Consider the following 20,998-nt stretch of genomic DNA (forward strand, 5'->3'; position numbering starts at 1 on the left):
GTGCATCGGATAGGGGCGTGATATTGAATCACCTTGTATCGCGGCGATCGAATTCCCTACCCCCAGCCGATGCAGGCGAGCGCCTTCGTGCGGATCAGATCCCGGATCTTCTCCAGCAGCTCGGTCCGCTCGGCCCGGGCCGCCTTGGCGCGGGTCTCGACTTCGACCCGCTGGGCCTCGGCATGGGCCGCGGAAGCCTCTCGCTCTGCCCTTGCTCTCTCCAATCTGGCCTGCCGCCGGTCGCGCTTGTCATCGCCAACGCAGTTTTCGCCGCGACCGGAAAGCGCACTTGCCAATTAGGGATCAGCTCAGCGCTTGAACCGGCTTGGCGCCTGACCGTCGTGGCTCTCCGGACTTGCGCGCCTCCGCCGCCAGCAGCCGCTCCGCCATGCCCCTCGCCTGCGCCACGGGCTCGCTCGTGCGGGTCATCTGGGCAACCGCGAGCGCGCCCTCGTGCAGCAGGTTGAGCTCGGCGGCGACGCGCTTCGGCTCGGCGAGCCGGGCCGCATGGGCGAGTTCCTCGAAATAGGCGAGCACGAGGCGCTTGTGCAGGAAGGCGGCGCGGAAGATCGGATCGGCCTCGTCCTTGTGCTCGCCCGCCGCGCTCACGAAGAAACAGCCGCGAAAGCGCTCCTCGCGAACCAGGACCTCGAGGAAATCGAAGGTCGCCAGCAGGCGTGCCGCCGGATCGCTGCTGCGCTGCTCGACGAATTCCCGCATCGCCGCGCGCTCGTCCTCGTCGCGCCGCGCGAGCGCGGCCAGGATCAGATCCTCCTTGGTCTGGAAATACCGGTAGAGCGTCGTCTTGGCCACCCCGGCCTCGGCGATGATCAGGTCGACGCCGGTCGCGTGATAGCCGCTCTCGTTAAAGAGCCGGAGCGCGGTCTCGATCAGGTGAAGCCGGATGTCAGCGCGGCGCATCGGCGCCTCCAGGACAGATACAGATTTGTATCGTCATGTAGCATGCCTTGAATCGACCGCAAGGCGCGCCGCCCACCGGCATTCCTGCAAATGGCGCGTTTCCCGAATGCATAGCGGCCACCCTCCCACTCTCAGGCCGGCCACCCCATATCCCGGCGACGCTACAGATCAGTATCGATTCTACGGAGTGCCCCAGCGGGGTCACGGCCATCCCGGAGCGGAGCCACATTGCCGCCGCGCGGATGCGCCCTATTTTCACTGGAGGGAACCGATGACCAAGACCTATCGCAAGAACCCCGACGCCCTGTCCCAGCTGACGCCGGAGCAGTACCGGGTGACGCAGACGGACGGGACGGAGCGGCCCTTCGGCAATGAATATTGGGACAACAAGGAGCCCGGGCTCTATGTCGATCTCGTCTCGGGCGAGCCGCTTTTCGCCTCGGTCGACAAGTTCGACAGCGGCAGCGGCTGGCCCAGCTTCACCAGGCCTGTCGATGCCGACAATGTCGTGGAGAACCGCGACATCAGTCATGGCATGGTCCGGACCGAGGTCCGCTCGACGCATGGCGACAGCCATCTTGGGCATGTCTTCCCGGATGGGCCGCGCGAGGCAGGCGGGTTACGCTACTGCATCAACTCGGCCTCGCTGCGCTTCGTCCGTCGTGACGACCTGGCGAGCGAGGGCTATGGCGAGTTCGAGAGGCTTTTCGCAAGGGAAGGAGAAGACGCATGACTGCTGCAACTGAGCGCGCCGTCCTGGCTGGTGGCTGCTTCTGGGGAATGCAGGATCTGATCCGGCGCCACCCCGGGGTCGTTTCCACGCGTGTCGGCTATTCCGGCGGCGACGTGCCGAATGCGACCTATCGCAACCACGGCACGCATGCCGAGGCGATCGAGATCGTCTTCGATCCGGCGAAGACGAGCTTCCGCGAGCTGCTGGAGCTGTTCTTCCAGATCCACGATCCGACGACGAAGAACCGGCAGGGCAATGATATCGGCCTGAGCTATCGCTCGATGATCTTCTACGGCTCGGAGGAGCAGCGGAAGGTGGCCGAGGACACGATCGCCGATGTCAATGCGTCGGGCCTGTGGCCGGGCAAGGTCGTCACCGAGCTCGTGCCGATCTCGGATTTCTGGGAGGCCGAGCCGGAGCACCAGGATTATCTGGAGCGCATCCCGAACGGCTATACCTGCCACTTCGCCCGGCCGAACTGGAAGCTGCCGCGCCGCAGCGACGCAGCCGCCTAGGGCATTTGCCGATGTGACAACGAGGAGCGCGAACGTCGTTCGCGCTTCTCTGAAACAGAATCGAGAAAACTCTCCATCCCTTTGTTTCCAGGCATGTTCTTCATGCGAACCGGTACCCGCTTCGCTCGAAAATGCTCTGGCAAACACTGGAACGGTGGACGGACCGATGGGAAGGGGTCGGGGCAGCCCGGCCCCTTCCCTGTCCTTGTCCATGATGCAGGCGCGCGAGGGATGGCGTTGCCCCGTGATGCCGGCCGATCTCGGCGGGCGCGTCCTGGCGGGCGCCCGCTTGCAGCCGCGGCCACACCGGACCGTGCTGCGCGATCGATTGACAACTTCCCCACGCAGACTGACAATATTCGCCGACTATGGGCTGCAGGCCCGCATATCCTGCAGTCCGGCTGAGAGTTGTCTGCGCGAGGCGTGATCGTCGAGGCGAACCAAAGGTTCGGCAATGGCGAACAGGACGCAAGACTTGCAGCCCCAAGGTGCGCTCACCCGAGCCCGCGCCGCGCGCGAGCCGCGTGCCGTCAGCGACATCGTCAGCCTCGCGTATTTCCGCGCTTCTCCGAAACGCGAAAATTCGCGATCCCTTTGTTTTATCGCATTTTCTTCACGCGAACCGGTGTCCACTTCGCTTGAAAATGCTCTGGATCGTTTTAAGCAACGGGCCCGTGCCGTTTCGGGCCCCCGCACAGTCATCATGGTGAAAGTGAGCATGTTGACGTAGCGCCGCGGCGCGCTGATTGCGCCGTGACATGGCCTGGCTCCCGTTCGTTGCCGCCCCCGGCGAGGATGAAAGGGATGGGTATCGCAGTCGTCCTGGCTTTGATCGTGATCGGCTCGGTGGTGTTCCACTTCCTGAGCCCGTGGTGGTGGACGCCGATCGCGTCCAACTGGCGCTATATCGACGACACCATCATCGTCACCTTCTGGATCACCGGCGCGGTCTTCGCGGCCGTCGTGCTGTTCATGGCCTATTGCGCCTTCCGCTTCCGTCATCGCGACGGCAACCGCGCCGCCTACGAGCCCGAGAACAAGCGGCTCGAATGGTGGCTCGCCATCGGCACCGGCATCGGCGTCGCCGCCATGCTCGCGCCCGGCCTCGTCGTCTGGCACCGGTTCGTCACGGTGCCGAAGGACGCCGGCACGGTCGAGGTCATCGGCCAGCAATGGCAATGGGCCTACCGGCTGCCTGGCGCGGACGGAAAGCTCGGAGCGTCCGATGTTGCCCATATCTCCGCGGAGAACCCGCTGGGCGTCGATCCGAAGGATCCGCACGGGCAGGACGATGTCGTCATCCAGGGCGACAACCTGCACCTCCAGCTCGGCAAGCCCGTGAAGATGCTGCTGCGCGCGGTCGACACCGTGCATGATTTTTACGTGCCGGAATTCCGCGCCAAGATGGACATGATCCCCGGCAGCGTCACCTATTACTGGTTCACGCCGACCCTGGCCGGCACGTTCGACGTGCTCTGCGCCGAGCTCTGCGGCACCGGCCACACCTTCATGCGCGGCAATGTCGTGGTCGAGCCGGAGGGGGCGTACCAGGCCTGGCTGCAGCAACAGAAGACTTTCGCCCAGCTCCAGGCACCCGCGAGGGCGGAGGCGAAGAATTAGGGACAGATATCGGGCACGCCCCGGAGCCTGGGGCATCGCCCTGCGGGAGTGGGAGATGGTCCAATGGTCGACGTGACGCACGGCGCCGCCGGACCGCTATCGGCGGCCGAAGTCGAGGATGTCGAGCTCTATCATCCGAAGAGCTGGATCACGAAATATGTCTTCTCCCAGGACGCCAAGATCATCGCCATCCAGTATTCCACGGTGGCGCTGTCGATCGGGCTGGTCGCCCTGGTCCTGTCCTGGCTGATGCGGCTGCAGCTCGGCTTTCCCGGGACGTTCTCCTTCATCGACCCGGAGCGCTACTACCAGTTCATCACCATGCACGGGATGATCATGGTGATCTACCTGCTGACCGCGCTCTTCCTCGGCGGTTTCGGCAACTACCTGATCCCGCTGATGCTCGGCGCGCGCGACATGGTGTTCCCCTATGTCAACATGCTGAGCTTCTGGATCTACCTGCTCGCGGTGCTGGTCCTCGTCGCCGGCTTCTTCCTGCCGGGCGGCCCGACGGGCGCGGGCTGGACGCTCTATCCGCCGCAATCCATCCTCGCCAATACGCCCGGCCAGCAACGGGGCATCGTCGTGATGCTCGTCTCGCTGATCCTCTTCATCATCGGCTTCACCATGGGCGGGCTGAACTACGTGGTGACGGTGCTGCAAGGGCGCACCAGGGGCATGACGCTGATGCGCATGCCCCTGACGGTCTGGGGCATCTTCACGGCGACGGTGATGGCGCTGCTCGCCTTCCCGGCGCTCTTCGTCGGCGCGGTGATGATGCTGCTCGACCGGCTGATCGGCACGAGCTTCTTCATGCCGGCCATCGTCGCGATGGGCGAGCAGCTGGCCTACAAGGGCGGCAGCCCGATCCTGTTCCAGCACCTGTTCTGGTTCTTCGGCCACCCGGAAGTCTACATCGTCGCGCTGCCGGCCTTCGGCATCGTCTCCGACCTGATCAGCACCCATGCGCGCAAGAACATCTTCGGCTACCGGATGATGGTCTGGGCGCTGGTGGCGATCGGCGCGCTCAGCTTCGTCGTCTGGGCGCACCACATGTATGTCAGCGGCATGCACCCGGCCTTCGGATTCTTCTTCGCCACCACCACGCTGATCATCGCCATCCCGACCGCGATCAAGGTCTATAACTGGGTGCTGACGCTCTGGCGCGGCGACATCCACTTCACCGTGCCGATGCTGTTCGCGCTCGGCTTCATCGTCACCTTCGTCAATGGCGGGCTCACCGGCCTGTTCCTCGGCAATGTCGTCGTCGACGTGCCGCTCTCCGACACGATGTTCGTCGTCGCCCATTTCCACATGGTGATGGGCGTCGCGCCGATCCTCGTGGTCTTCGGGGCGATCTATCACTGGTATCCGAAGGTCACCGGCCGGATGCTCGACGACACGCTCGGCAAGCTGCATTTCTGGGTCACCTTCCTCGGCGCCTACCTGATCTTCTTCCCGATGCACTATATCGGGCTGATGGGGGTGCCCCGCCGCTATCACGAGATCGGCGGGATGGCCTTCGTCCCGTCCTCGGTGGTGACGCTGAACGAGTTCATCACCATCGTCGCCCTGGTCGTCGGCGCCGCCCAGCTCGCCTTCCTGTTCAACCTCGTCTGGAGCGTCAGGCATGGCCGCCCGGCCGGCGGCAATCCCTGGCGCGCGACCACGCTGGAATGGCAGACGCCGCAGACCCCGCCCGCCCATGGCAACTGGGGCAAGACCCTGCCGGTGGTCTATCGCTGGGCCTATGATTACAGCGTGCCCGGCGCGGCGGAGGATTTCCTGCCGCAGAACCAGCCGCCGCTTCCGCGGGCCGCCTGAGGAGAGGCCGTGATGGGCGTGGTCCTCGTCTTCATGGTCATCGTCGCAGCCTTCGCCGGCTGGTGGCTCTCGCGCCAGGGGCTGGCGGCCAAGCCCTGGCTCGAAGTCGGGGTGATCGGCGAGGCGGTGGAGCCCTCCTCCCCGGCGACGGCGAAGCTCGGCCTCGGCACCTTCCTCGTCGTCGCCAGCTCGCTCTTCGCCCTGCTCGTCAGCGCCTATTCGATGCGCATGGGCATGGCGGATTGGCGCGCGCTGCCGATGCCGACCGTGCTCTGGTTCAGCACCGGGCTGCTGGTCCTCGCCAGCATCGCGCTGCACATGGCGGTGATCGCCGCGCGCTGCGACGAGCCCGGCCATCTCCGCTCCAGCCTGCTTGCCGCCGGTGTGTGCTCACTCGCCTTTCTGAGCACCCAGGCGCTGGCATGGCGCGAGCTTGCCGCCGCCGGCTATTTCACCGCGGCCAATCCGGCCAGCGCCTTCTTCTACCTGGTCACGGCGATCCACGGCGCGCATCTGCTGGGCGGTCTCGTGGCGCTCGGCCGCACCGGCGCCAGGGCCTTCGCCGCCCCCCGGGAGATTAGCCCCAAGGCAATGGGCGGGCTGACCCTGAGCGTCGAGCTCTGCGCCACCTACTGGCACTTCCTGCTGCTGGTCTGGCTCGTCCTGTTCAGCCTGCTGATGCGCTGGACGGATGATCTGATCGAGATCTGCCGGGGGTTACTGAGCGCGTGAGGAGAGACCGATGAACGAGGCCGCGCCGAGCACCCTGAACGCCAAGGTCGGACATGCGCCCGGCTGGCGCGGCATCGTCGCGGATTGGTCGTCCGATCAGCGGGCCTTCAAGAACGTCTCCTGGGGGAAGGCCATGATGTGGATCTTCCTGCTCAGCGACACCTTCATCTTCGGCAGCTTCCTGATCTCCTACATGACGGTGAGGATGTCGACGACCGTGCCCTGGCCCAATCCGAGCGAGGTCTTCGCGCTCGAGATCGCCGGCCACCACCTGCCGCTGATCCTGATCGCGATCATGACCTTCGTGCTGATCAGCAGCAGCGGCACGATGGCGATGGCGGTCAATTTCGGCTACCGCCGCGAGCGCCGGACGACGGCGGTCCTGATGCTCGTCACCGCCCTGCTCGGCGCGACCTTCGTCGGCATGCAGGCCTTCGAATGGTCGAAGCTGATCGGCGAAGGCGTCCGGCCCTGGGGCAATCCCTGGGGCGCGGAGCAGTTCGGCTCCAGCTTCTTCATGATCACCGGCTTCCACGGCACCCATGTCACGATCGGGGTGATCGTCCTGATCATCATCGCCCGCAAGGTCTGGCGCGGCGATTTCGACGACGGGCGGCGCGGCTTCTTCACCAGCCGCAAGGGCCGCTACGAGATCGTCGAGATCACCGGGCTCTACTGGCATTTCGTCGATCTCGTCTGGGTCTTCATCTTCGCGCTGTTCTATCTCTGGTGAGAGGGCGCCATGGCACAGGCCGAAACCCATACCGACGCGCAGCAGCATCCGATCAGGCTCTACCTCGTGGTCTGGGGCTGGCTGTTCATCCTCAGCGCCTGCTCCTACCTGGTCGATTATTTCGGCCTCGTCGGCTACCTGCGCTGGTCGCTGATCCTGCTGTTCATGATGCTCAAGGCGGGCCTGATCGTCGCGGTCTTCATGCACATGGCCTGGGAACGCCTGGCCATGGCCTATGCGATCCTGACCCCGCCGCTCGCGCTGCTGGTCTTCGTCGGCATCATGGTCTTCGAGGCGAACTACACGCTCTTCACCCGGCTGGCCTATTTCGTGACCGGCTCATGACGCTGCGGATGCCGCATGCCAGGCCGTGCTCCGGCAAAGGGAGGCGCCCATGAGGACCTACCGCCTGTTCCAGGCTGCGAACTCGCCCGACCTGCGCGGCTTCACCGACGAGCCGACCGGCGCCCGCCTGCCCGTGGATCTCGGGCCGTGGACCCTCGTGCAGGAGATCCAGCCCGACGGGACATGGACCCCCGCGATCAGCAGGGCGGTCGTGGCGGCCGGCATCATCGAGAACGGCTTCTATCTCTGGGGCCCGGTCGAGCGGGCGGCCTCCCACCTGATCATCGCAAGCGATCGCGTCGAAGGCACCGCCGTCTACGACCGCAAGTTCGAGCAGATCGGCACGATCAAGCGCCTGCTGATCGAGAAGGTGAGCGGCCGCGTCCTGTTCGTCGACGTGATCTTCGGCGGATTCCTCGGCATCGGCAGCCACCACGTCACGATCCCCTGGGACAAGCTCGCCTATGACAAGGAGATCGAGGGCTATCGCACCGACATCACCGAGGCGCAGGTCAGGGGCGCTGCGGCCCTCTACGGCGACAAGGGCGCCTTGCCGGACCCGAAACACCAGCAGGACATGAGCGATTACTGGAACGACGCGCCCGAATGATCGATCCGGAGATGCTCCGAGGCCGCGGGGAACGACAGGCCTGCTGCGGGCGCAGTCCTTGAACCAGGGTCGCGCACTTGGCGCGAAGCGTCCGGCCATATCCGCAACGGCACCGCAAATGAGCAATCTTAGAATTGCTTATAAATTGTGCGAATGACCATCAATTGTATGCATGTCATTTTTGCGCAGGCGCCAAAACCCGCTTTTCCTTGGCCTTCGCGCCAGTTTCCGACCGGCACGTTAACTGCATTGGCCTTCCCCAGGACAGGTCCGGACACGCCGTCAGGCGCCGGCAATCTTGGGAGAATTTCATGGCCATCACGCGTCGCACGGCTCTCGTCGGGGGCCTGGCTGCTCCGTTCCTGATGACGCAGCGCGCGAGCGCGCAAGCTCCCAGCCGCAGCGAAACGCTGCTGCTGGTCCAGGAATACGGCCCCAACAGCCTGGACATGCAGGGCATCGGCGCCTCGCAGCCGGTCAATGGCGTGGCGCTGAACTGCTATGACCGCCTGCTGCGCTTCAAGCCGGTGCCGATCCCGGGCGGCGGCGGGCATCAGGTCGCGATGGGCCAGCTGGAGGGCGAGCTCGCCGAGAGCTGGCAGGTGGCCTCCGACGGGATGAGCTGCACCTTCAAGCTGCGCGACGCCAAGTTCCATTCCGGACGGCCGGTCACGGCCAAGGACGTGAAATGGTCGCTCGACCGCGCCTGCACCATCGGCGGCTTCGCGACCACGCAGATGAATGCCGGCTCGCTGGAGAAGCCCGAGCAGTTCGTCGTGGTCGACGACAAGACCTTCCGCGTCGATTTCGTCCGCAAGGACAAGATGACGTTGCCCAATCTTGCGGTGACCATCCCCTTCATCTTCGATTCCGAGCTCGCCATCAAGAATTCCGGCGGCGATCCCCATGCCAAGGAATGGCTGAAGAACAATATCGCCGGCTCGGGCGCCTACAAGGTCGAGAGCTGGAAGCCGGGCGTCGAGACGATCTATGTCCGCAATGACGAATGGGCCTGCGGCCCGCTGCCGAAGCTGCGCCGCATCATCGCCCGCGACATCGCCTCGCCCTCGACACGGCGCGCGCTGATCGAGCGCGGCGATGCCGACATCTCCTACGGGCTGCCGCCCAAGGACTTCAAGGACCTGGCCGACGCCGGCAAGATCAACGTCGTCGGCGTGCCGATCCCGAACGGCGTCTGGGGCCTCTATCTCAACAGCCAGGTCGGGCCCTTCAAGGATGTGCGCCTGCGCCAGGCCGTCGCCTGGGTGCTGCCCTATGACAAGATGCTCCAGGCCTCGCTCTTCGGCCGCGGCGTCGACATGTCCGGCGGACCGGAGACGCCCAAGGTCGCCTGGCCGCAGCCCTTCTCCTACAAGACCAATCTCGAGAAGGCGAAGGCCCTGGTCGATGCGGCCGGCGGCGGCTTCGCGACGACGCTGCAATTCGATGCCGGCAACGCCACCGTGGCCGAGCCGATGTCGGTGCTGATCAAGGAGGCGCTCGGCGCCATCGGCATCAATGTCGAGATCTCGAAGGTGCCGGGCGCGAATTTCCGCACCGAGATCGCCAAGAAGACCAACCCGATGACGTTGAACCGCTTCGCGGGCTGGCTCGACTATCCGGATTACTACCTGTTCTGGACGATGCACGGCAATAATTCGATCTTCAACATCGCCAATTACCAGAACCCGGCGCTGGACAAGCTGATCGACGCCGCCCGCTTCACCGCCGACAAGGCCGACTACGACAAGCTCGTCGTCGACTTCGTCAAGCTGGTCGAGAGCGAGGTGCCGATGGTCCCGATCGCGCAGCCGACGCATGACGTCGCGATGCAGAAATCGATCGGCGGCTACCAGTTCCAGCCCTGCCGCGAGCCGGACTTCCGCTACCTGACGAAGGGCTGAGCGGCCGATGGCCTCCTTCGAAAACATGCCGTCATCCCGGACGCAGCGCAGCGGAGCTCCGGGATCCATCACAGGGCGCCGGAGCCTTCCGATGTATCCCGGAGCGGCCCGGCTGCGCCGCTTGTCCGGGATGACGGCGCGTTTCTCGGCTCGGCCTGCAAGCACTGACAATCCCGCCCGGAAAGGAAGAGCATCATGCTCCGCATGATCGGCGCGCGGCTGATGACGACGGTGCCGTCGGTGATCGGCGTCATCATCGTCACCTTCCTGCTGACGCGGGTGCTGCCGGGTGACACGGCGGCCTATTTCGCGGGCCCCGCGGCGACGCCGCAGGCCATCGCCGAGATCCGCAGCAAGCTCGGGCTCGACCAGCCGCTGCCGGTGCAGTTCGTCTCCTATGTCACGGCGCTGGTGAAGGGCGATCTCGGCCAGTCGCTGACGACGGGGCAGCCGGTCACCGCCGATCTCGCCCAGCGCCTGCCGGCCTCGGCCGAGCTGACGCTGGTCGGATTGCTGCTCTCGATGGCGATCGCGCTGCCGCTCGGCGTGCTCGCCGCCGTCAGGCAGGGCTCGTGGATCGACCATCTCTGCCGCGTCGTCGCCACCGCGGGCGTCTCGCTGCCGGTGTTCTTCACCGGGCTGCTGCTGGTCTATGTCTTCTACTTCATCCTCGGCTGGTCGCCTGCCCCGCTCGGGCGGCTCGACGTGTTCTTCTCCGAGCCGCCGCGCGTCACCGGCCTCCTGCTGATCGACAGCCTGATCGCCCGCGACCTCGAGACGTTCAGGGCCGCCGCCGCCCAGCTCATCCTGCCGGCGGTGACGCTGGCGATCTTCTCGCTGGCGCCGATCACGCGCATGACGCGCGCTTCGATGCTCGCCGTGCTCGGCGCCGATTTCGTGCGCACGGCCCGCGCCAGCGGCCTGTCCAGCGGCAAGGTGATCGGCACCTATGCCTTCCGCAACGCGATGCTGCCGGTCGTGACCACGCTCGGCATGGTCTTCTCCTTCCTGCTCGGCGCCAATGTGCTGGTCGAGAAGGTCTTCGCCTGGCCGGGCATCGGCTCCTACGCGGTCGAGGCGCTGATCGCCTCCGACTACGCGCCGATCCAGGGCTTCGTGCTGACCATGGCGGTGATGTATGTCGTGCTGAACCTGCTCATCGACATTCTCTACGGCGTCATCGATCCCCGCGTCAGGCTGGAGGGCTGATGTCCATGAACGACATGAGCAAGCCCCCGGCGACACCGGCCCTGCGCTTCGAGGCGCCGCCCTCGACCAGCCTGTGGAGCCATGCCCGCCATATCGTCTCCGAGAACCCGGTCACCGGCTTCGCCTTCGGCCTGTTCGCGCTGATCGTGCTCGCGGCCCTGTTCGGCCCGCTCGTCGCGCCCTACGATCCGCTCGCCTCCAACACCAATTCGGCCCTGCAGGGGCCGAGCGCGGCGCATTGGTTCGGCACCGACCAGCTCGGCCGCGACATCTTCAGCCGCGTGCTGGTCGCGACACGGCTCGATTTCGCGATCGCGGTCTTCTCGGTGGCGCTGGTCTTCCTGCTCGGCGGGCTCGCCGGCGTGATGGCCGGCTTCTTCGGCGGCTGGGTCGACAAGCTCGTCGGGCGCGTCGCCGACACGATCATGGCCTTCCCGCTCTTCGTGCTGGCGATGGGCATCGTGGCGGCGCTCGGCAACAGCGTGACCAACATCGTCATCGCGACCGCGATCATCAATTTCCCGCTCTATGCCCGCGTCGCCCGGGCCGAGGCGAATGTGCGGCGCGAGGCCGGCTTCGTCCAGGCGGCCAGGCTCTCCGGCAATTCCGACTGGCGGCTGCTGCTGACGCAGATCGTGCCCAATATCATGCCGATCATGGCGGTGCAGATGTCGCTGACCATGGGCTACGCCATCCTCAACGCCGCCGGCCTGTCCTTCATCGGGCTCGGCGTGCGCCCGCCGACGCCGGAATGGGGCATCATGGTCGCCGAAGGCGCGAGCTTCATCGTCTCCGGCGAATGGTGGATCGCCTTCTTCCCCGGCCTGGCGCTGATGATCGCGGTGTTCTGCTTCAACCTGCTCGGCGACGGCGTGCGCGACCTCGTCGACCCGCAGCGTCGCAACTGAGGAACAAGGCATGACCGCCCTGCCCCTGCTCGACATCAGCAACCTCACGGTCGAGTTCGCCACGCGCCGCGGCAAGGTGCAGGCGGTGAAGTCGATCGACATCCAGGTCGGCAAGGGCGAGACCGTCGCCATTGTCGGTGAATCCGGCTCGGGCAAGTCGGTCACCTCCTATGCCGTGGTGCGCATCCTCGACCGCGCCGGCAAGGTGGCGGAAGGCTCGATCAGCTTCTCCGGCGTCGACCTCGTCGCCGCCGACGAGGCGCAGATGCGCGACCTGCGCGGGCGCGAGATCTCGATGATCTTCCAGAACCCGCGCGCCGCGCTGAACCCGATCCGCAAGGTCGGCAGGCAGATCGAGGACGTGCTGCTCCAGCATGTCCAGGCGACGTCCGCGACCGCGAAGGAGAAGGCGATCGAGGCCCTGGAGAAGGTCAGGATCGCGCGCCCGGAAGAGCGTTACGACGCCTATCCGTTCGAGCTCTCCGGCGGCATGTGCCAGCGCGTCGTTATCGCGCTCGCCCTCGCCTGCCAGCCGCAATTGCTGATCGCCGACGAGCCGACGACCGGGCTCGACGTCACCACGCAGAAGGCGGTGATGGACCTGATCGTCGAGCTGACGCGCGAGCGCGGCATGTCGACGATCCTGATCACCCATGATCTCGGCCTCGCCGCCGCCTATTGCGACCGGGTCGTGGTGATGGAGAAGGGCAAGGTCGTGGAGACGGCCGAGGCCGCCGCGATCTTCCATGCGCCGCAGCATCCCTATACGCGCAAGCTGATGCAGGCGACGCCGCGCCTCGGCATGGCGCTGGCCGACCTGCTGCCGGAGGGCACGCCGAAGCCGCCCGCGCAGGCGAGAGCGCCGGCCACGCTGGCGGGCGCCGCGCCGCTGATGCAGGTCGAGAACCTCGTCAAGGAATACCCGCGCCCGGCCGGCGGCGCCCTGCTCGCGAAGCTGCGCGGCAAGGCCGAGCCGGAGAAACCCGCCTTCCGCGCCGTCGACGGCATCAGCTTCTCGGTTGCGCGCGGCGAGACGCTCGGCCTCGTCGGCGAATCCGGCTGCGGCAAATCGACGACCTCGATGATGATCACGCGCCTGCTCGATCCGACGAGCGGGCGCATCGTCTTCGACGGGCAGGATATCGGCGCGATGCCGGCAAGGACCTTCGCGGCGTCGCCGTTCCGGCGGCGCATCCAGATGGTCTTCCAGGACCCGACCGACAGCCTCAACCCGCGCTTCACGGCGCAGCGCGCCATCCTCGATCCGATCCTGCGCATGGGTACGGTCGAGGGCCGCGCCGCACTGCGGGAGCGCTGCGAGGAGCTGGCGCGGCTCGTCGGGCTGCCGGTCGAGCTGCTCGACCGTTTTCCGCACCAGCTCTCGGGCGGGCAGAAGGCGCGCGTCGGCATTGCGCGGGCGATCGCGCTCGAGCCCGATCTCGTCATCCTCGACGAGCCGACGGCCGCGCTCGACGTCTCCGTCCAGGCCGTGGTGCTCAACCTGCTCGACGAGCTGAAGCAGCGGCTCGGGATGAGCTATATCTTCGTCTCGCACGACCTCAACGTGGTCAGGCTGCTCTGCGACCGCGTGGTGGTGATGCGCAGCGGCCGGATCGTCGAGGAGGGCACGGCGGAAGAGGTGCTCGGCGCGCCCAAGGCCGAGTACACCAAGGAATTGCTGACCGCGATCCCCCACCCGCCGGCCTGAAGCCGCCGGCTGCCACGGACCTGCCGATGACCGTCAACGATCCCGCAATCCTCGCCGAAGTCGAGGCCGCCTTCGCCGCCTACGAGAAGGCGCTGACCAGCAACGATGTCGCGACGCTCGGCGCGCTGTTCTGGGACAGCGCCCATACGATCCGCTACGGCATCGCCGAAAATCTCTATGGCTACGGCGAGATCGCCGCCTTCCGCTCGGCACGCTCGCCGGTCGGGCTCGAGCGCAAGCTCGACCGCACGGTGATCACCACCTATGGCAGCGACCTCGCGACCGCCAACACGCTGTTCCGGCGCGAGAGCGCGCCCGGCAAGGTCGGCCGCCAGAGCCAGACCTGGATGCGCTTCCCCGATGGCTGGAAGGTGGTCTCGGCGCATGTCAGCCTCATCGCGGAGTGACGCTTCTTGCAGCGCGGCATGACCGGACCCGCGGCGCCTGCTATGGATCGGGCAGATCCGCCCGCCCCCTCGCCCAGGACCATGCCGAGCAGCGCCCCCAGTTCCGCATCGCCGAGAGCGCCCAGGCCGAAGGCCGTGCCGCGGACCCGCACCGAGGCCCTGCGCCTCCAGCTCGCCGACGAGATCGTCTCCGGCGCCCTGGAGCCCGGCACGCCGCTCGACGAGCAGGAACTCGCCAGCCGCTTCGGCGTCTCGCGCACCCCGGTGCGCGAGGCGATCCGGCAGCTCTCGGCCTCCGGCCTCGTCAGCGTCAGGCCGCATCGCGGCGCCGTGGTGGCGCTGCCGACGCCGCGCCAGCTCGACGACATGTTCGAGGCGATGGCCGAGCTCGAGGGGCTGTGCGCCGGCATGGCCGCCCGCAACATGACCATTGGAGAGCGCAGGGCGCTGGAGGCCCTGCACGAGGAGCTGCGCGTGCTGGTGCAGCAGGGCGATCCGCTGCGCTATCACGAGCGGAACGAAGCCTTCCATACCGCGATCTATGCCGGCTCGCATAACAGCTACCTCGCCGACATCACGCTGATGACGCGCACCCGCGTCGCGCCCTTCCGCCGGGCCCAGTTCCGCGCCGCCGGCCGGCTCGGCGGCTCCTACCAGGAGCACGACCTCGTCGTGCAGGCGATCCTGCGCGGCGACCGCGACGCGGCCGCGGAGGCGATGCGCGCCCATATCGGCATCGTGCGCGACGCCTTCCATACCTACGCCGAGACGCGCTGAAGCGATCAGGCCGCGCTCGACCTCAGGCTCGCGCAATAGGCGCGCCAGCCGCCATGATGCGTGACGTCGCGGGCCTCGGCCACGGCGGCGGCCTCGACGATGAAGCCCTTGCTCCTGGTTCCGTCGGCCAATGCCAGGGTCGTGACGCCGAGCGGGCTCGGGATGCCGGCGACGAAGCGGCCGAACCCCTCGACCGGCAGTGCCCAGATCTCGACGCTGATCGAGGCGCCGTCGCCCTCGTGCACGCGCAGCAGGCCGGGCCGTGTCGGCGAGCTGCCCGGCAAGGCGAAGAGCCGATAATCGGCCGTCGTCGTCACCGCCCGCACGAAGACGCCGCCGAGCCCGGTCAGCTCGCCATTGAGCGGCATGCCGGAAAGATGCGCGCCGACGACCGCGATCTCGATCATCCCGTCCGGAGCCTTCGCCGGCAGCTGGGCGAGCGGCGGCTGCGGCTCCCCGGTCGCGCCGAGCGACAGGCCGGAAGCGGCGTGGAAGACGCGGCCGATGCCTGCGAGCGCCGCGTCCCGGCCGGCCGGCGCGATGAAGGTGACGCCCGAGGCCTGTCCGTCTGCCGCGAGCGTGGCCGGGACGGCGAGCGCGCAAAGATCTAGCAGGTTCACGAAATTGGTGTAGCGCCCGAGCATGCTGTTCGCGCCGATCGGGTCGGCCGCCATCTCGGCGAAACTGGCCGCGCGCGGGACGCTCGGCACCATCAGCGCGTCGAGCCCCTGGAGCGCTGCCTTGGCGATGACCGCCAGCTCCGCCAGGCGGTAGCGGGCCGCGAAGGCGTCGGCGGCGCCGGGCAAGGGCTTGCCGGCAATGACCTGACGGGTCACGGGCAGGATCGCCTCCGGATCGCGCTCCAGCAGCTCGCGGATCGCCAGCCAGCGCTCGGCGACCCAGGGCCCGTCATAGAGGAGGCGGGCCACCTCGTGGAACGGCGTCATGTCGAGCGTCACGACATCCCCGCCCAGCGCCCGCACGCGCTCGATTGCGCCGGCGAAGCTTTGCGCAGCGTAGGCGTCGCCGGCGAAATCGCGGTCCTCCGGGCGCGGCACGCCGATCCGCAGATGCGGCGGTGCCGCGCCGAGGCGGCCGGTGGGCATCATCCGCGAGAATGGGTCCTGCGCATCCGGCCCGGCTATCGCCTCCAGCGCCAGCCAGGCATCCTCGACGGTGAGCGCGAAGACCGAGACGCAATCCAGGGTCCGGCAGGCCGGCACGACGCCCGCCGTCGAAACCAGGCCGAGGCTGGGCTTCAGCCCGACGAGGTTCTGCAGCGCCGCCGGCACGCGGCCGGAACCTGCCGTATCCGTTCCCAGGGCGATCGGCACGATTCCCGCCGCCACGGCGCAGGCCGAGCCGGAGCTCGAGCCGCCCGGCACCAGATCGGGGCGGAGCGCATTGCGCGGCACGCCATAGGGCGAGCGCGTGCCGTTCAACCCGGTGGCGAACTGGTCGAGATTGGTCTTGCCGATGACGATCGCGCCCGCCGCGCGCAGCCGCGCGACAGCCGTCGCATCCCGCTGCGGCTCATAGGCGAAGGCCGGGCAAGCGGCCGTGGTCGGCAGGCCGGCGACATCGATATTGTCCTTCACCGCGACCGGCACGCCCCAGAGCGGACGCTCGCACGGCCCCTCGTCCTGGAGCCGTATCGCCTCAGCCAGCGCTTCCGCCTCGGGCTTGAGGCTGATGAAGATGGCCTCGTCGCCATGCTCGCGCAGCCGGGCGTAGCTCGCCGCGATGGTCTCGGCGATGGTCCTCGTGCCCCGGCGATGAGCGGTGATGATCTCGGTCAGCTGAGGCACGGCGAATTCCAGACTGGATCGGCCCAGATAATAGGCATCTGCCTCCAATTGTATGCATAGATTATGCAATAGGCAGGAAGCCCTGCCCAGAACCGGCTCGGCACCACCGCCTCCGGGCCGGACCCTGAGATGCGCGGCCGCCGACCGCTCATGAATTCCTGCGTTTTATCAGCCTGTTGCATGGCTCTTGCCGCGAAGCTCCCGGTTCGCTTGCCTGCTCGATGGGCACAGGCAAGCTCTAGGCACACCCCTTGCAAGCCTCGTTCCGTCGCCACTGACGGAGCGCTCCCGTGGCCCGAGCCGAGATCGCAGCCCAGCCATTCCCACTCGCCGTTGATTTCGCGCGCACCGCGCTGGTCATCATCGACATGCAGCGCGATTTCCTGGAGCCCGGCGGCTTCGGGGCGGCGCTCGGCAACGACGTCTCGCTGCTGATGGGCGTGGTCGGACCTTGCCTGCGCATCCTGACCGCTGCGCGCGAGGCCGGGCTGCTCGTCGTCCATACGCGCGAGGGCCACCGGCCCGATCTCTCCGACGCTCCGCCGGCCAAGGTCGCGCGCGGGACCCCGGACAAGCGCATCGGCGCACCTGGCCCGATGGGCCGTATCCTGATCCGCGGCGAGCCCGGTCACGACATCATCCCCGAGCTCGCGCCGCTGCCGGACGAGCCGGTGATCGACAAACCCGGCAAGGGCGCCTTCTACCAGACCGATCTCGAGCTGATGCTGCGCAATAACGGCATCGAGACGCTGCTCGTCTGCGGCGTCACCACCGAGGTCTGCGTCCACACCACGATCCGCGAGGCGAATGACCGCGGCTATCGCTGCATCGCCCTGGCCGATGCCTGCGGCTCCTATTTCCCGGAATTCCACGAGGTCGGGCTGCGCATGATCGCCGCCCAGGGTGGGATCTTCGGCTGGGTTTCGACCACCGGCGACGTGCTCGCGGCGCTCGCCGCCCATGAGCGCGCGGCCTAACGTCAAGGAGGATGGCATGGCGACAACGGCAGCGTCACCGAAGCTCTGGACCCCGGGCGACTGGAACGCCCTGTTCGGCTTCGGCACCAATATCCTGGTCAACCTGCTGGTCCTGACCGGGCTCCTGCAATTCGTGCTGAAGATGCCGTCCGACATCGTCTTCGGCCGCATCCTGCCTGCGCTCGGGCTGATGATGTTCCTCTCGACCGGCTATTATGCCTGGCTAGCCTATCGGCTGGCGAAAGAGACGGGGCGCGACGATGTCTGCGCCCTGCCCTCGGGCATCAGCGTGCCGCATATGTTCGTCGTCACCTTCGTCATCATGCTGCCGATCGCGAGCATGACCGGCGATCCGGTCAAGGGCTGGGAGGCCGGCCTCGTCTGGGTCTTCTTCCAGAGCTTCATCCTCATGGCCGGCGGCTTCATCGCGCCCTATATCCGCAAGATCACGCCGCGCGCCGCGCTGCTCGGAACCCTGGCCGGCGTCTCCATCGCCTTCATCTCGATGCGCCCGGCGCTGGAGATCTTCCTGACCCCGGCGATCGGGTTGACCTGCCTCGCCATCATTCTCGTCAGCTGGTTCGGCGGGGTCCGCTATCCGCGCGGCATCCCGGCCGGCCTCGTCGCCATCGCCTTCGGCATGGTCGTCGCCTGGGGCTCGGCACTGCTCGGCCTCGATGTCGGTGGCCTGAGCCTCGCCAAACTGGGAGCGGCCTTCTCGAATTTCGGCTTCTCGCTGCCGCTGCCGGCCATCGACCACGTCTTCTCCGGCTTCAGCTACCTCGGCATCATCCTGGTCACGGCCATTCCCTTCGGCATCTACGACCTCGTCGAGGCGATGGACAATGTCGAGAGCGCCGAGGCGGCGGGCGACCATTACCCGACGACGCGCGTTCTGACCGCCGACGGCGTCGTCTCGCTGATCGGCTGCCTGATGGGCAATCCCTTCATCAACGCCGTCTATATCGGCCATCCCGGCTGGAAGGCGATGGGCGGTCGCATCGGCTATTCGGCCGCGACCGGACTGATCGTGATCGCGCTCTGCTGGTTCGGCATCGTCGCCCTGCTGCTGGCGCTGATCCCGATCGTCGCGATCTCGCCGATCCTGCTCTATATCGGCATGCTGATCGGCGCGCAGGCCTTCCAGACCACGCCGGCAAGCCATGCGCCCGCCATCGTGCTGGCGCTGACGCCGCATCTCGCCGCCTGGGCCAAGGTGCTGATCGACGGCGCGCTCGGCGCGGCCGGCACCAATGCGGCGGCGGTCGGCCTCGACAAGATGGCCAATATGGGCGTGCTCTATCACGGGCTCGAGTTGATGGGCGGCGGCGCCATCCTCTCCGGCCTCGTCCTCGGCGCCATCGCCGTCTTCGTCATCGAGAAGCAGTTCCTCAATGCCGCGGCCTTCGCTGCCGCCGGCGCGGTGCTCACCTATTTCGGCCTGATGCATGGCGAGGCGGTCGGCATCGGCAAGGGGCTCGGCGTGACGCCCTCGATCAGCCTCGCCTACGCACTGGTCGCCGCCCTGCTCTATGGCTGCTCGCGCTCGCTGGTCGGCGCGGTCCAGCCCAAGACGATGACGACCGAGCCGCATGCCAAGCTGGAGCCGGCGGAATGAACGAGATCAAGTCCGACGGCGCAAAGGCCTTCGACGCCGCGCGCCATCTCGACGCGATGGCGCCGACGCTCGGCCTGACGATCACGCCCGAGCAGCGTCCCGGCGTGCTGCAATTCCTCGCCACCGCCGAGCGAATGGCTGAGGTCGTCCAGGCGGCGCCGCTCGCCGACGCCTCCTTCGAGCTCGCGCCCGCCTTCCGGCCCGGCCTGCCCGGAGCAGGCGCGTGAGCTTCGACGCCTTCGCGCCCGCCCATCGCACGGCGGCGATGATCAGCCAGGGCGAGATCAGCGCCGAGGCGGTGGTCTCAAGCTATCTCGCCCGGATCGCCCGGGTGAACCCGCTGGTCAACGCCTATACCGACGTCACGGCCGAACGGGCGCTCGCACAGGCGCGCGACGTCGACGTCGCGCGCGCGAAGGGGGACGCGCTCGGCCCGCTCGCCGGCGTGCCCTTCGCCGCCAAGAACCTGTTCGACATTGCCGGCCTGCCGACGCGCGCCGGTTCGAAGATCAATCGCGAACGGGTACCAGCGCCGCGCGACGCGGTGCTGATCGAGCGGCTGAGCGCCGCCGGTGCGATCCTGCTCGGCGGGCTCAACATGGGCGAATACGCCTATGACTTCACCGGCGAGAATGCCCATGACGGCGCCTGCCGCAACCCGCATGACCTCGACCGGATGGCCGGGGGCTCGTCCTCAGGCTCGGGCGCCGCGACGGCGGCAGGGCTCGCGCCGCTCTCGCTCGGCTCCGACACCAATGGCTCGATCCGGGTGCCGAGCTCGCTCTGCGGCATCTTCGGGCTGAAACCGACCTATGGACGGCTTCCGCGCACGCGCAGCTTCCCGTTCTGCGACTCGCTCGACCATCTCGGCCCCTTCGCTCGCGACGTCACCGATCTCACATTGGCCTATGATGCGATGCAGGGACCGGACGCGCATGATCCAGCCTGCGCGCAACGCCCGCCCGAGCCGGTGCTGCCGAGCCTGCATGAGGGGATCGCCGGCCTGCGCATCGCCGTGGCCACCGGCCATTTCGCCACCGACGGAATGCCGGAGGCCGCCGGGGCGGTGAAGCGCGTCGCCGAAGCGCTCGGCGCAACCCGGACAATCGAGATCGAGGGGGCCGCGATCGGCCGCGCAGCCGCCTTCCTGATCACCAATGCCGAGAGCGCGAATTTCCATCTCGACCGGTTGCGCATGCGCGCCGGTGATTTCGACCCCGACACGCGCGACCGCTTCCTGGCCGGCGCCATGCTGCCCGCCGCCTGGTACATCCAGGCGCAACGAGCCCGGCGCTGGTACCATGACCGGCTCGTGCAGCTCTTCGACGGCGTCGATCTGATCATCGCGCCGGCGACCCCCTGCCCCGCCCCCGAAATCGGTCAGCAGACGCTGGTGCTGCGCGGCGAGACGCTGCCGCTCCGGCCCAATCTCGGCCTCTTCACCCAGCCGATCTCATGCGCCGGCCTGCCGGTCGTGGCGGCGCCGGTCGCCGGCGGCACGCTGCCGATCGGCGTCCAGATCATTGCTGCGCCCTGGCGGGAAGATCTCTGCCTGCGCGCCGCCTACACGCTGCAGCGCGCGCAGGTCTGCACGGCGGAGCCGCCGGAACGCCTGGCCGCTCACATGTGACGAGCGGCAGGCGCACGTC

Annotated in this window: 21 protein-coding genes; 18 read left to right on the plus strand and 3 right to left on the minus strand. The window is 67.4% G+C overall.

Going from position 1 to position 20,998, the window contains the following annotated elements; genetic code table 11:
- Positions 1–56 precede the first annotated feature (56 nt).
- Together EV560_RS35805 and EV560_RS17065 are read right to left on the minus strand one after the other, a co-directional pair.
- Positions 57–224 (minus strand): hypothetical protein, encoded by a 168-nt coding sequence (locus tag EV560_RS35805; protein WP_165923510.1) that lies wholly within the window; start codon positions 222–224, stop codon positions 57–59.
- Between the two features lie 79 nt (positions 225–303).
- Positions 304–921, minus strand: a complete 618-nt coding sequence (locus EV560_RS17065) for a TetR/AcrR family transcriptional regulator (protein ID WP_131856987.1) — start codon at positions 919–921, stop codon at positions 304–306.
- A gap of 271 nt (positions 922–1,192) precedes the next feature.
- Here EV560_RS17065 and msrB point away from each other — a divergent pair, with 271 nt between their 5' ends.
- The 14 genes from msrB (at position 1,193) to EV560_RS17135 (ending at position 14,946) form a co-directional block, all read left to right on the plus strand.
- Positions 1,193–1,654, plus strand: a complete 462-nt coding sequence (gene msrB / locus EV560_RS17070; RefSeq protein ID WP_131856988.1) for a peptide-methionine (R)-S-oxide reductase MsrB — start codon at positions 1,193–1,195, stop codon at positions 1,652–1,654.
- Entirely contained in the window at positions 1,651–2,169 is a 519-nt protein-coding gene (msrA, locus tag EV560_RS17075) for a peptide-methionine (S)-S-oxide reductase MsrA (RefSeq protein WP_131856989.1), read from the plus strand. The genes msrB and msrA overlap by 4 nt, the downstream gene beginning before the upstream one ends.
- Before the next feature lie 804 nt (positions 2,170–2,973).
- On the plus strand, positions 2,974–3,789 hold the full coding sequence (locus EV560_RS17080; protein WP_131856990.1) for a cytochrome c oxidase subunit II: 816 nt from the start codon (positions 2,974–2,976) through the stop codon (positions 3,787–3,789).
- Between the two features lie 63 nt (positions 3,790–3,852).
- Positions 3,853–5,613 carry a cbb3-type cytochrome c oxidase subunit I gene (locus tag EV560_RS17085; RefSeq protein ID WP_131856991.1) on the plus strand — a complete coding sequence of 587 codons (1,761 nt, stop codon included), beginning with the start codon at positions 3,853–3,855 and terminating at the stop codon, positions 5,611–5,613.
- 12 nt (positions 5,614–5,625) lie between these two features.
- Positions 5,626–6,345 carry a cytochrome c oxidase subunit 3 gene (locus EV560_RS17090; RefSeq protein ID WP_131856992.1) on the plus strand — a complete coding sequence of 240 codons (720 nt, stop codon included), beginning with the start codon at positions 5,626–5,628 and terminating at the stop codon, positions 6,343–6,345.
- A gap of 10 nt (positions 6,346–6,355) precedes the next feature.
- On the plus strand, positions 6,356–7,078 hold the full coding sequence (locus tag EV560_RS17095) for a heme-copper oxidase subunit III family protein (RefSeq protein ID WP_131856993.1): 723 nt from the start codon (positions 6,356–6,358) through the stop codon (positions 7,076–7,078).
- 9 nt (positions 7,079–7,087) lie between these two features.
- Positions 7,088–7,423 (plus strand): cytochrome C oxidase subunit IV family protein, encoded by a 336-nt coding sequence (locus EV560_RS17100; protein WP_131856994.1) that lies wholly within the window; start codon positions 7,088–7,090, stop codon positions 7,421–7,423.
- A 49-nt stretch (positions 7,424–7,472) separates the two neighbouring features.
- Complete coding sequence (locus EV560_RS17105) at positions 7,473–8,033, plus strand: PRC-barrel domain-containing protein (RefSeq protein WP_131856995.1); 561 nt, start codon at positions 7,473–7,475, stop codon at positions 8,031–8,033.
- Between the two features lie 311 nt (positions 8,034–8,344).
- Positions 8,345–9,937, plus strand: coding sequence for an ABC transporter substrate-binding protein (locus EV560_RS17110; protein WP_131856996.1), 1,593 nt, complete (start codon positions 8,345–8,347; stop codon positions 9,935–9,937).
- A gap of 195 nt (positions 9,938–10,132) precedes the next feature.
- On the plus strand, positions 10,133–11,146 hold the full coding sequence (locus EV560_RS17115) for an ABC transporter permease (protein ID WP_131856997.1): 1,014 nt from the start codon (positions 10,133–10,135) through the stop codon (positions 11,144–11,146).
- A complete protein-coding gene (locus tag EV560_RS17120) occupies positions 11,146–12,054 on the plus strand; it encodes an ABC transporter permease (protein WP_465247017.1) in 909 nt (302 codons plus the stop codon). Before EV560_RS17115 ends, EV560_RS17120 begins: the two co-directional genes overlap by 1 nt.
- Positions 12,055–12,064: 10 nt before the next feature.
- Positions 12,065–13,762 (plus strand): dipeptide ABC transporter ATP-binding protein, encoded by a 1,698-nt coding sequence (locus EV560_RS17125; protein WP_131856998.1) that lies wholly within the window; start codon positions 12,065–12,067, stop codon positions 13,760–13,762.
- Positions 13,763–13,788: 26 nt separating this feature from the next.
- Positions 13,789–14,169: an oxalurate catabolism protein HpxZ gene (gene hpxZ, locus EV560_RS17130; RefSeq protein WP_131856999.1), complete on the plus strand. Its 381-nt coding sequence runs from the start codon at positions 13,789–13,791 to the stop codon at positions 14,167–14,169.
- Positions 14,170–14,250: 81 nt separating this feature from the next.
- On the plus strand, positions 14,251–14,946 hold the full coding sequence (locus EV560_RS17135; protein WP_131857000.1) for a GntR family transcriptional regulator: 696 nt from the start codon (positions 14,251–14,253) through the stop codon (positions 14,944–14,946).
- A gap of 5 nt (positions 14,947–14,951) precedes the next feature.
- Here the strand turns inward: EV560_RS17135 and atzF are convergent, their stop codons facing one another.
- Positions 14,952–16,754, minus strand: coding sequence for an allophanate hydrolase (gene atzF / locus EV560_RS17140; protein WP_131857001.1), 1,803 nt, complete (start codon positions 16,752–16,754; stop codon positions 14,952–14,954).
- Positions 16,755–17,044: 290 nt separating this feature from the next.
- On the opposite strand from atzF, the gene EV560_RS17145 reads away from it, so the two are divergent.
- The 4 genes from EV560_RS17145 to EV560_RS17160 are packed head-to-tail and all read left to right on the plus strand — an operon-like array spanning position 17,045 to position 20,979.
- Positions 17,045–17,731: a cysteine hydrolase family protein gene (locus EV560_RS17145; protein ID WP_131857002.1), complete on the plus strand. Its 687-nt coding sequence runs from the start codon at positions 17,045–17,047 to the stop codon at positions 17,729–17,731.
- Between the two features lie 16 nt (positions 17,732–17,747).
- Positions 17,748–19,349 (plus strand): regulator, encoded by a 1,602-nt coding sequence (locus EV560_RS17150; protein WP_131857003.1) that lies wholly within the window; start codon positions 17,748–17,750, stop codon positions 19,347–19,349.
- Positions 19,346–19,576: a DUF4089 domain-containing protein gene (locus tag EV560_RS17155; RefSeq protein WP_131857004.1), complete on the plus strand. Its 231-nt coding sequence runs from the start codon at positions 19,346–19,348 to the stop codon at positions 19,574–19,576. The genes EV560_RS17150 and EV560_RS17155 overlap by 4 nt, the downstream gene beginning before the upstream one ends.
- Complete coding sequence (locus EV560_RS17160) at positions 19,573–20,979, plus strand: AtzE family amidohydrolase (RefSeq protein ID WP_282568861.1); 1,407 nt, start codon at positions 19,573–19,575, stop codon at positions 20,977–20,979. Before EV560_RS17155 ends, EV560_RS17160 begins: the two co-directional genes overlap by 4 nt.
- Positions 20,980–20,998: the final 19 nt, after the last annotated feature.

Source organism: Allobosea sp. BK604 (assembly GCF_004341515.1).
Classification (GTDB): Bacteria; Pseudomonadota; Alphaproteobacteria; order Rhizobiales; family Beijerinckiaceae; genus Allobosea.

Bases quoted from the DNA above. Each gene is read 5' to 3' on its own strand.
- EV560_RS17095 (WP_131856993.1), top strand. From the start codon at position 6,356: ATGAACGAGGCCGCGCCGAGCACCCTGAACGCCAAGGTCGGACATGCG.
- EV560_RS17100 (WP_131856994.1), top strand. From the start codon at position 7,088: ATGGCACAGGCCGAAACCCATACCGACGCGCAGCAGCATCCGATCAGG.
- EV560_RS17115 (WP_131856997.1), top strand. From the start codon at position 10,133: ATGCTCCGCATGATCGGCGCGCGGCTGATGACGACGGTGCCGTCGGTG.
- msrB (WP_131856988.1), top strand. From the start codon at position 1,193: ATGACCAAGACCTATCGCAAGAACCCCGACGCCCTGTCCCAGCTGACG.
- EV560_RS17105 (WP_131856995.1), top strand. From the start codon at position 7,473: ATGAGGACCTACCGCCTGTTCCAGGCTGCGAACTCGCCCGACCTGCGC.
- hpxZ (WP_131856999.1), top strand. From the start codon at position 13,789: ATGACCGTCAACGATCCCGCAATCCTCGCCGAAGTCGAGGCCGCCTTC.
- EV560_RS17065 (WP_131856987.1), bottom strand. From the start codon at position 921: ATGCGCCGCGCTGACATCCGGCTTCACCTGATCGAGACCGCGCTCCGG.
- EV560_RS17080 (WP_131856990.1), top strand. From the start codon at position 2,974: ATGGGTATCGCAGTCGTCCTGGCTTTGATCGTGATCGGCTCGGTGGTG.
- EV560_RS17110 (WP_131856996.1), top strand. From the start codon at position 8,345: ATGGCCATCACGCGTCGCACGGCTCTCGTCGGGGGCCTGGCTGCTCCG.
- EV560_RS17125 (WP_131856998.1), top strand. From the start codon at position 12,065: ATGACCGCCCTGCCCCTGCTCGACATCAGCAACCTCACGGTCGAGTTC.
- msrA (WP_131856989.1), top strand. From the start codon at position 1,651: ATGACTGCTGCAACTGAGCGCGCCGTCCTGGCTGGTGGCTGCTTCTGG.
- EV560_RS17085 (WP_131856991.1), top strand. From the start codon at position 3,853: ATGGTCGACGTGACGCACGGCGCCGCCGGACCGCTATCGGCGGCCGAA.
- EV560_RS17135 (WP_131857000.1), top strand. From the start codon at position 14,251: ATGCCGAGCAGCGCCCCCAGTTCCGCATCGCCGAGAGCGCCCAGGCCG.
- EV560_RS17155 (WP_131857004.1), top strand. From the start codon at position 19,346: ATGAACGAGATCAAGTCCGACGGCGCAAAGGCCTTCGACGCCGCGCGC.
- EV560_RS17090 (WP_131856992.1), top strand. From the start codon at position 5,626: ATGGGCGTGGTCCTCGTCTTCATGGTCATCGTCGCAGCCTTCGCCGGC.
- EV560_RS17150 (WP_131857003.1), top strand. From the start codon at position 17,748: ATGGCGACAACGGCAGCGTCACCGAAGCTCTGGACCCCGGGCGACTGG.
- EV560_RS17120 (WP_465247017.1), top strand. From the start codon at position 11,146: ATGTCCATGAACGACATGAGCAAGCCCCCGGCGACACCGGCCCTGCGC.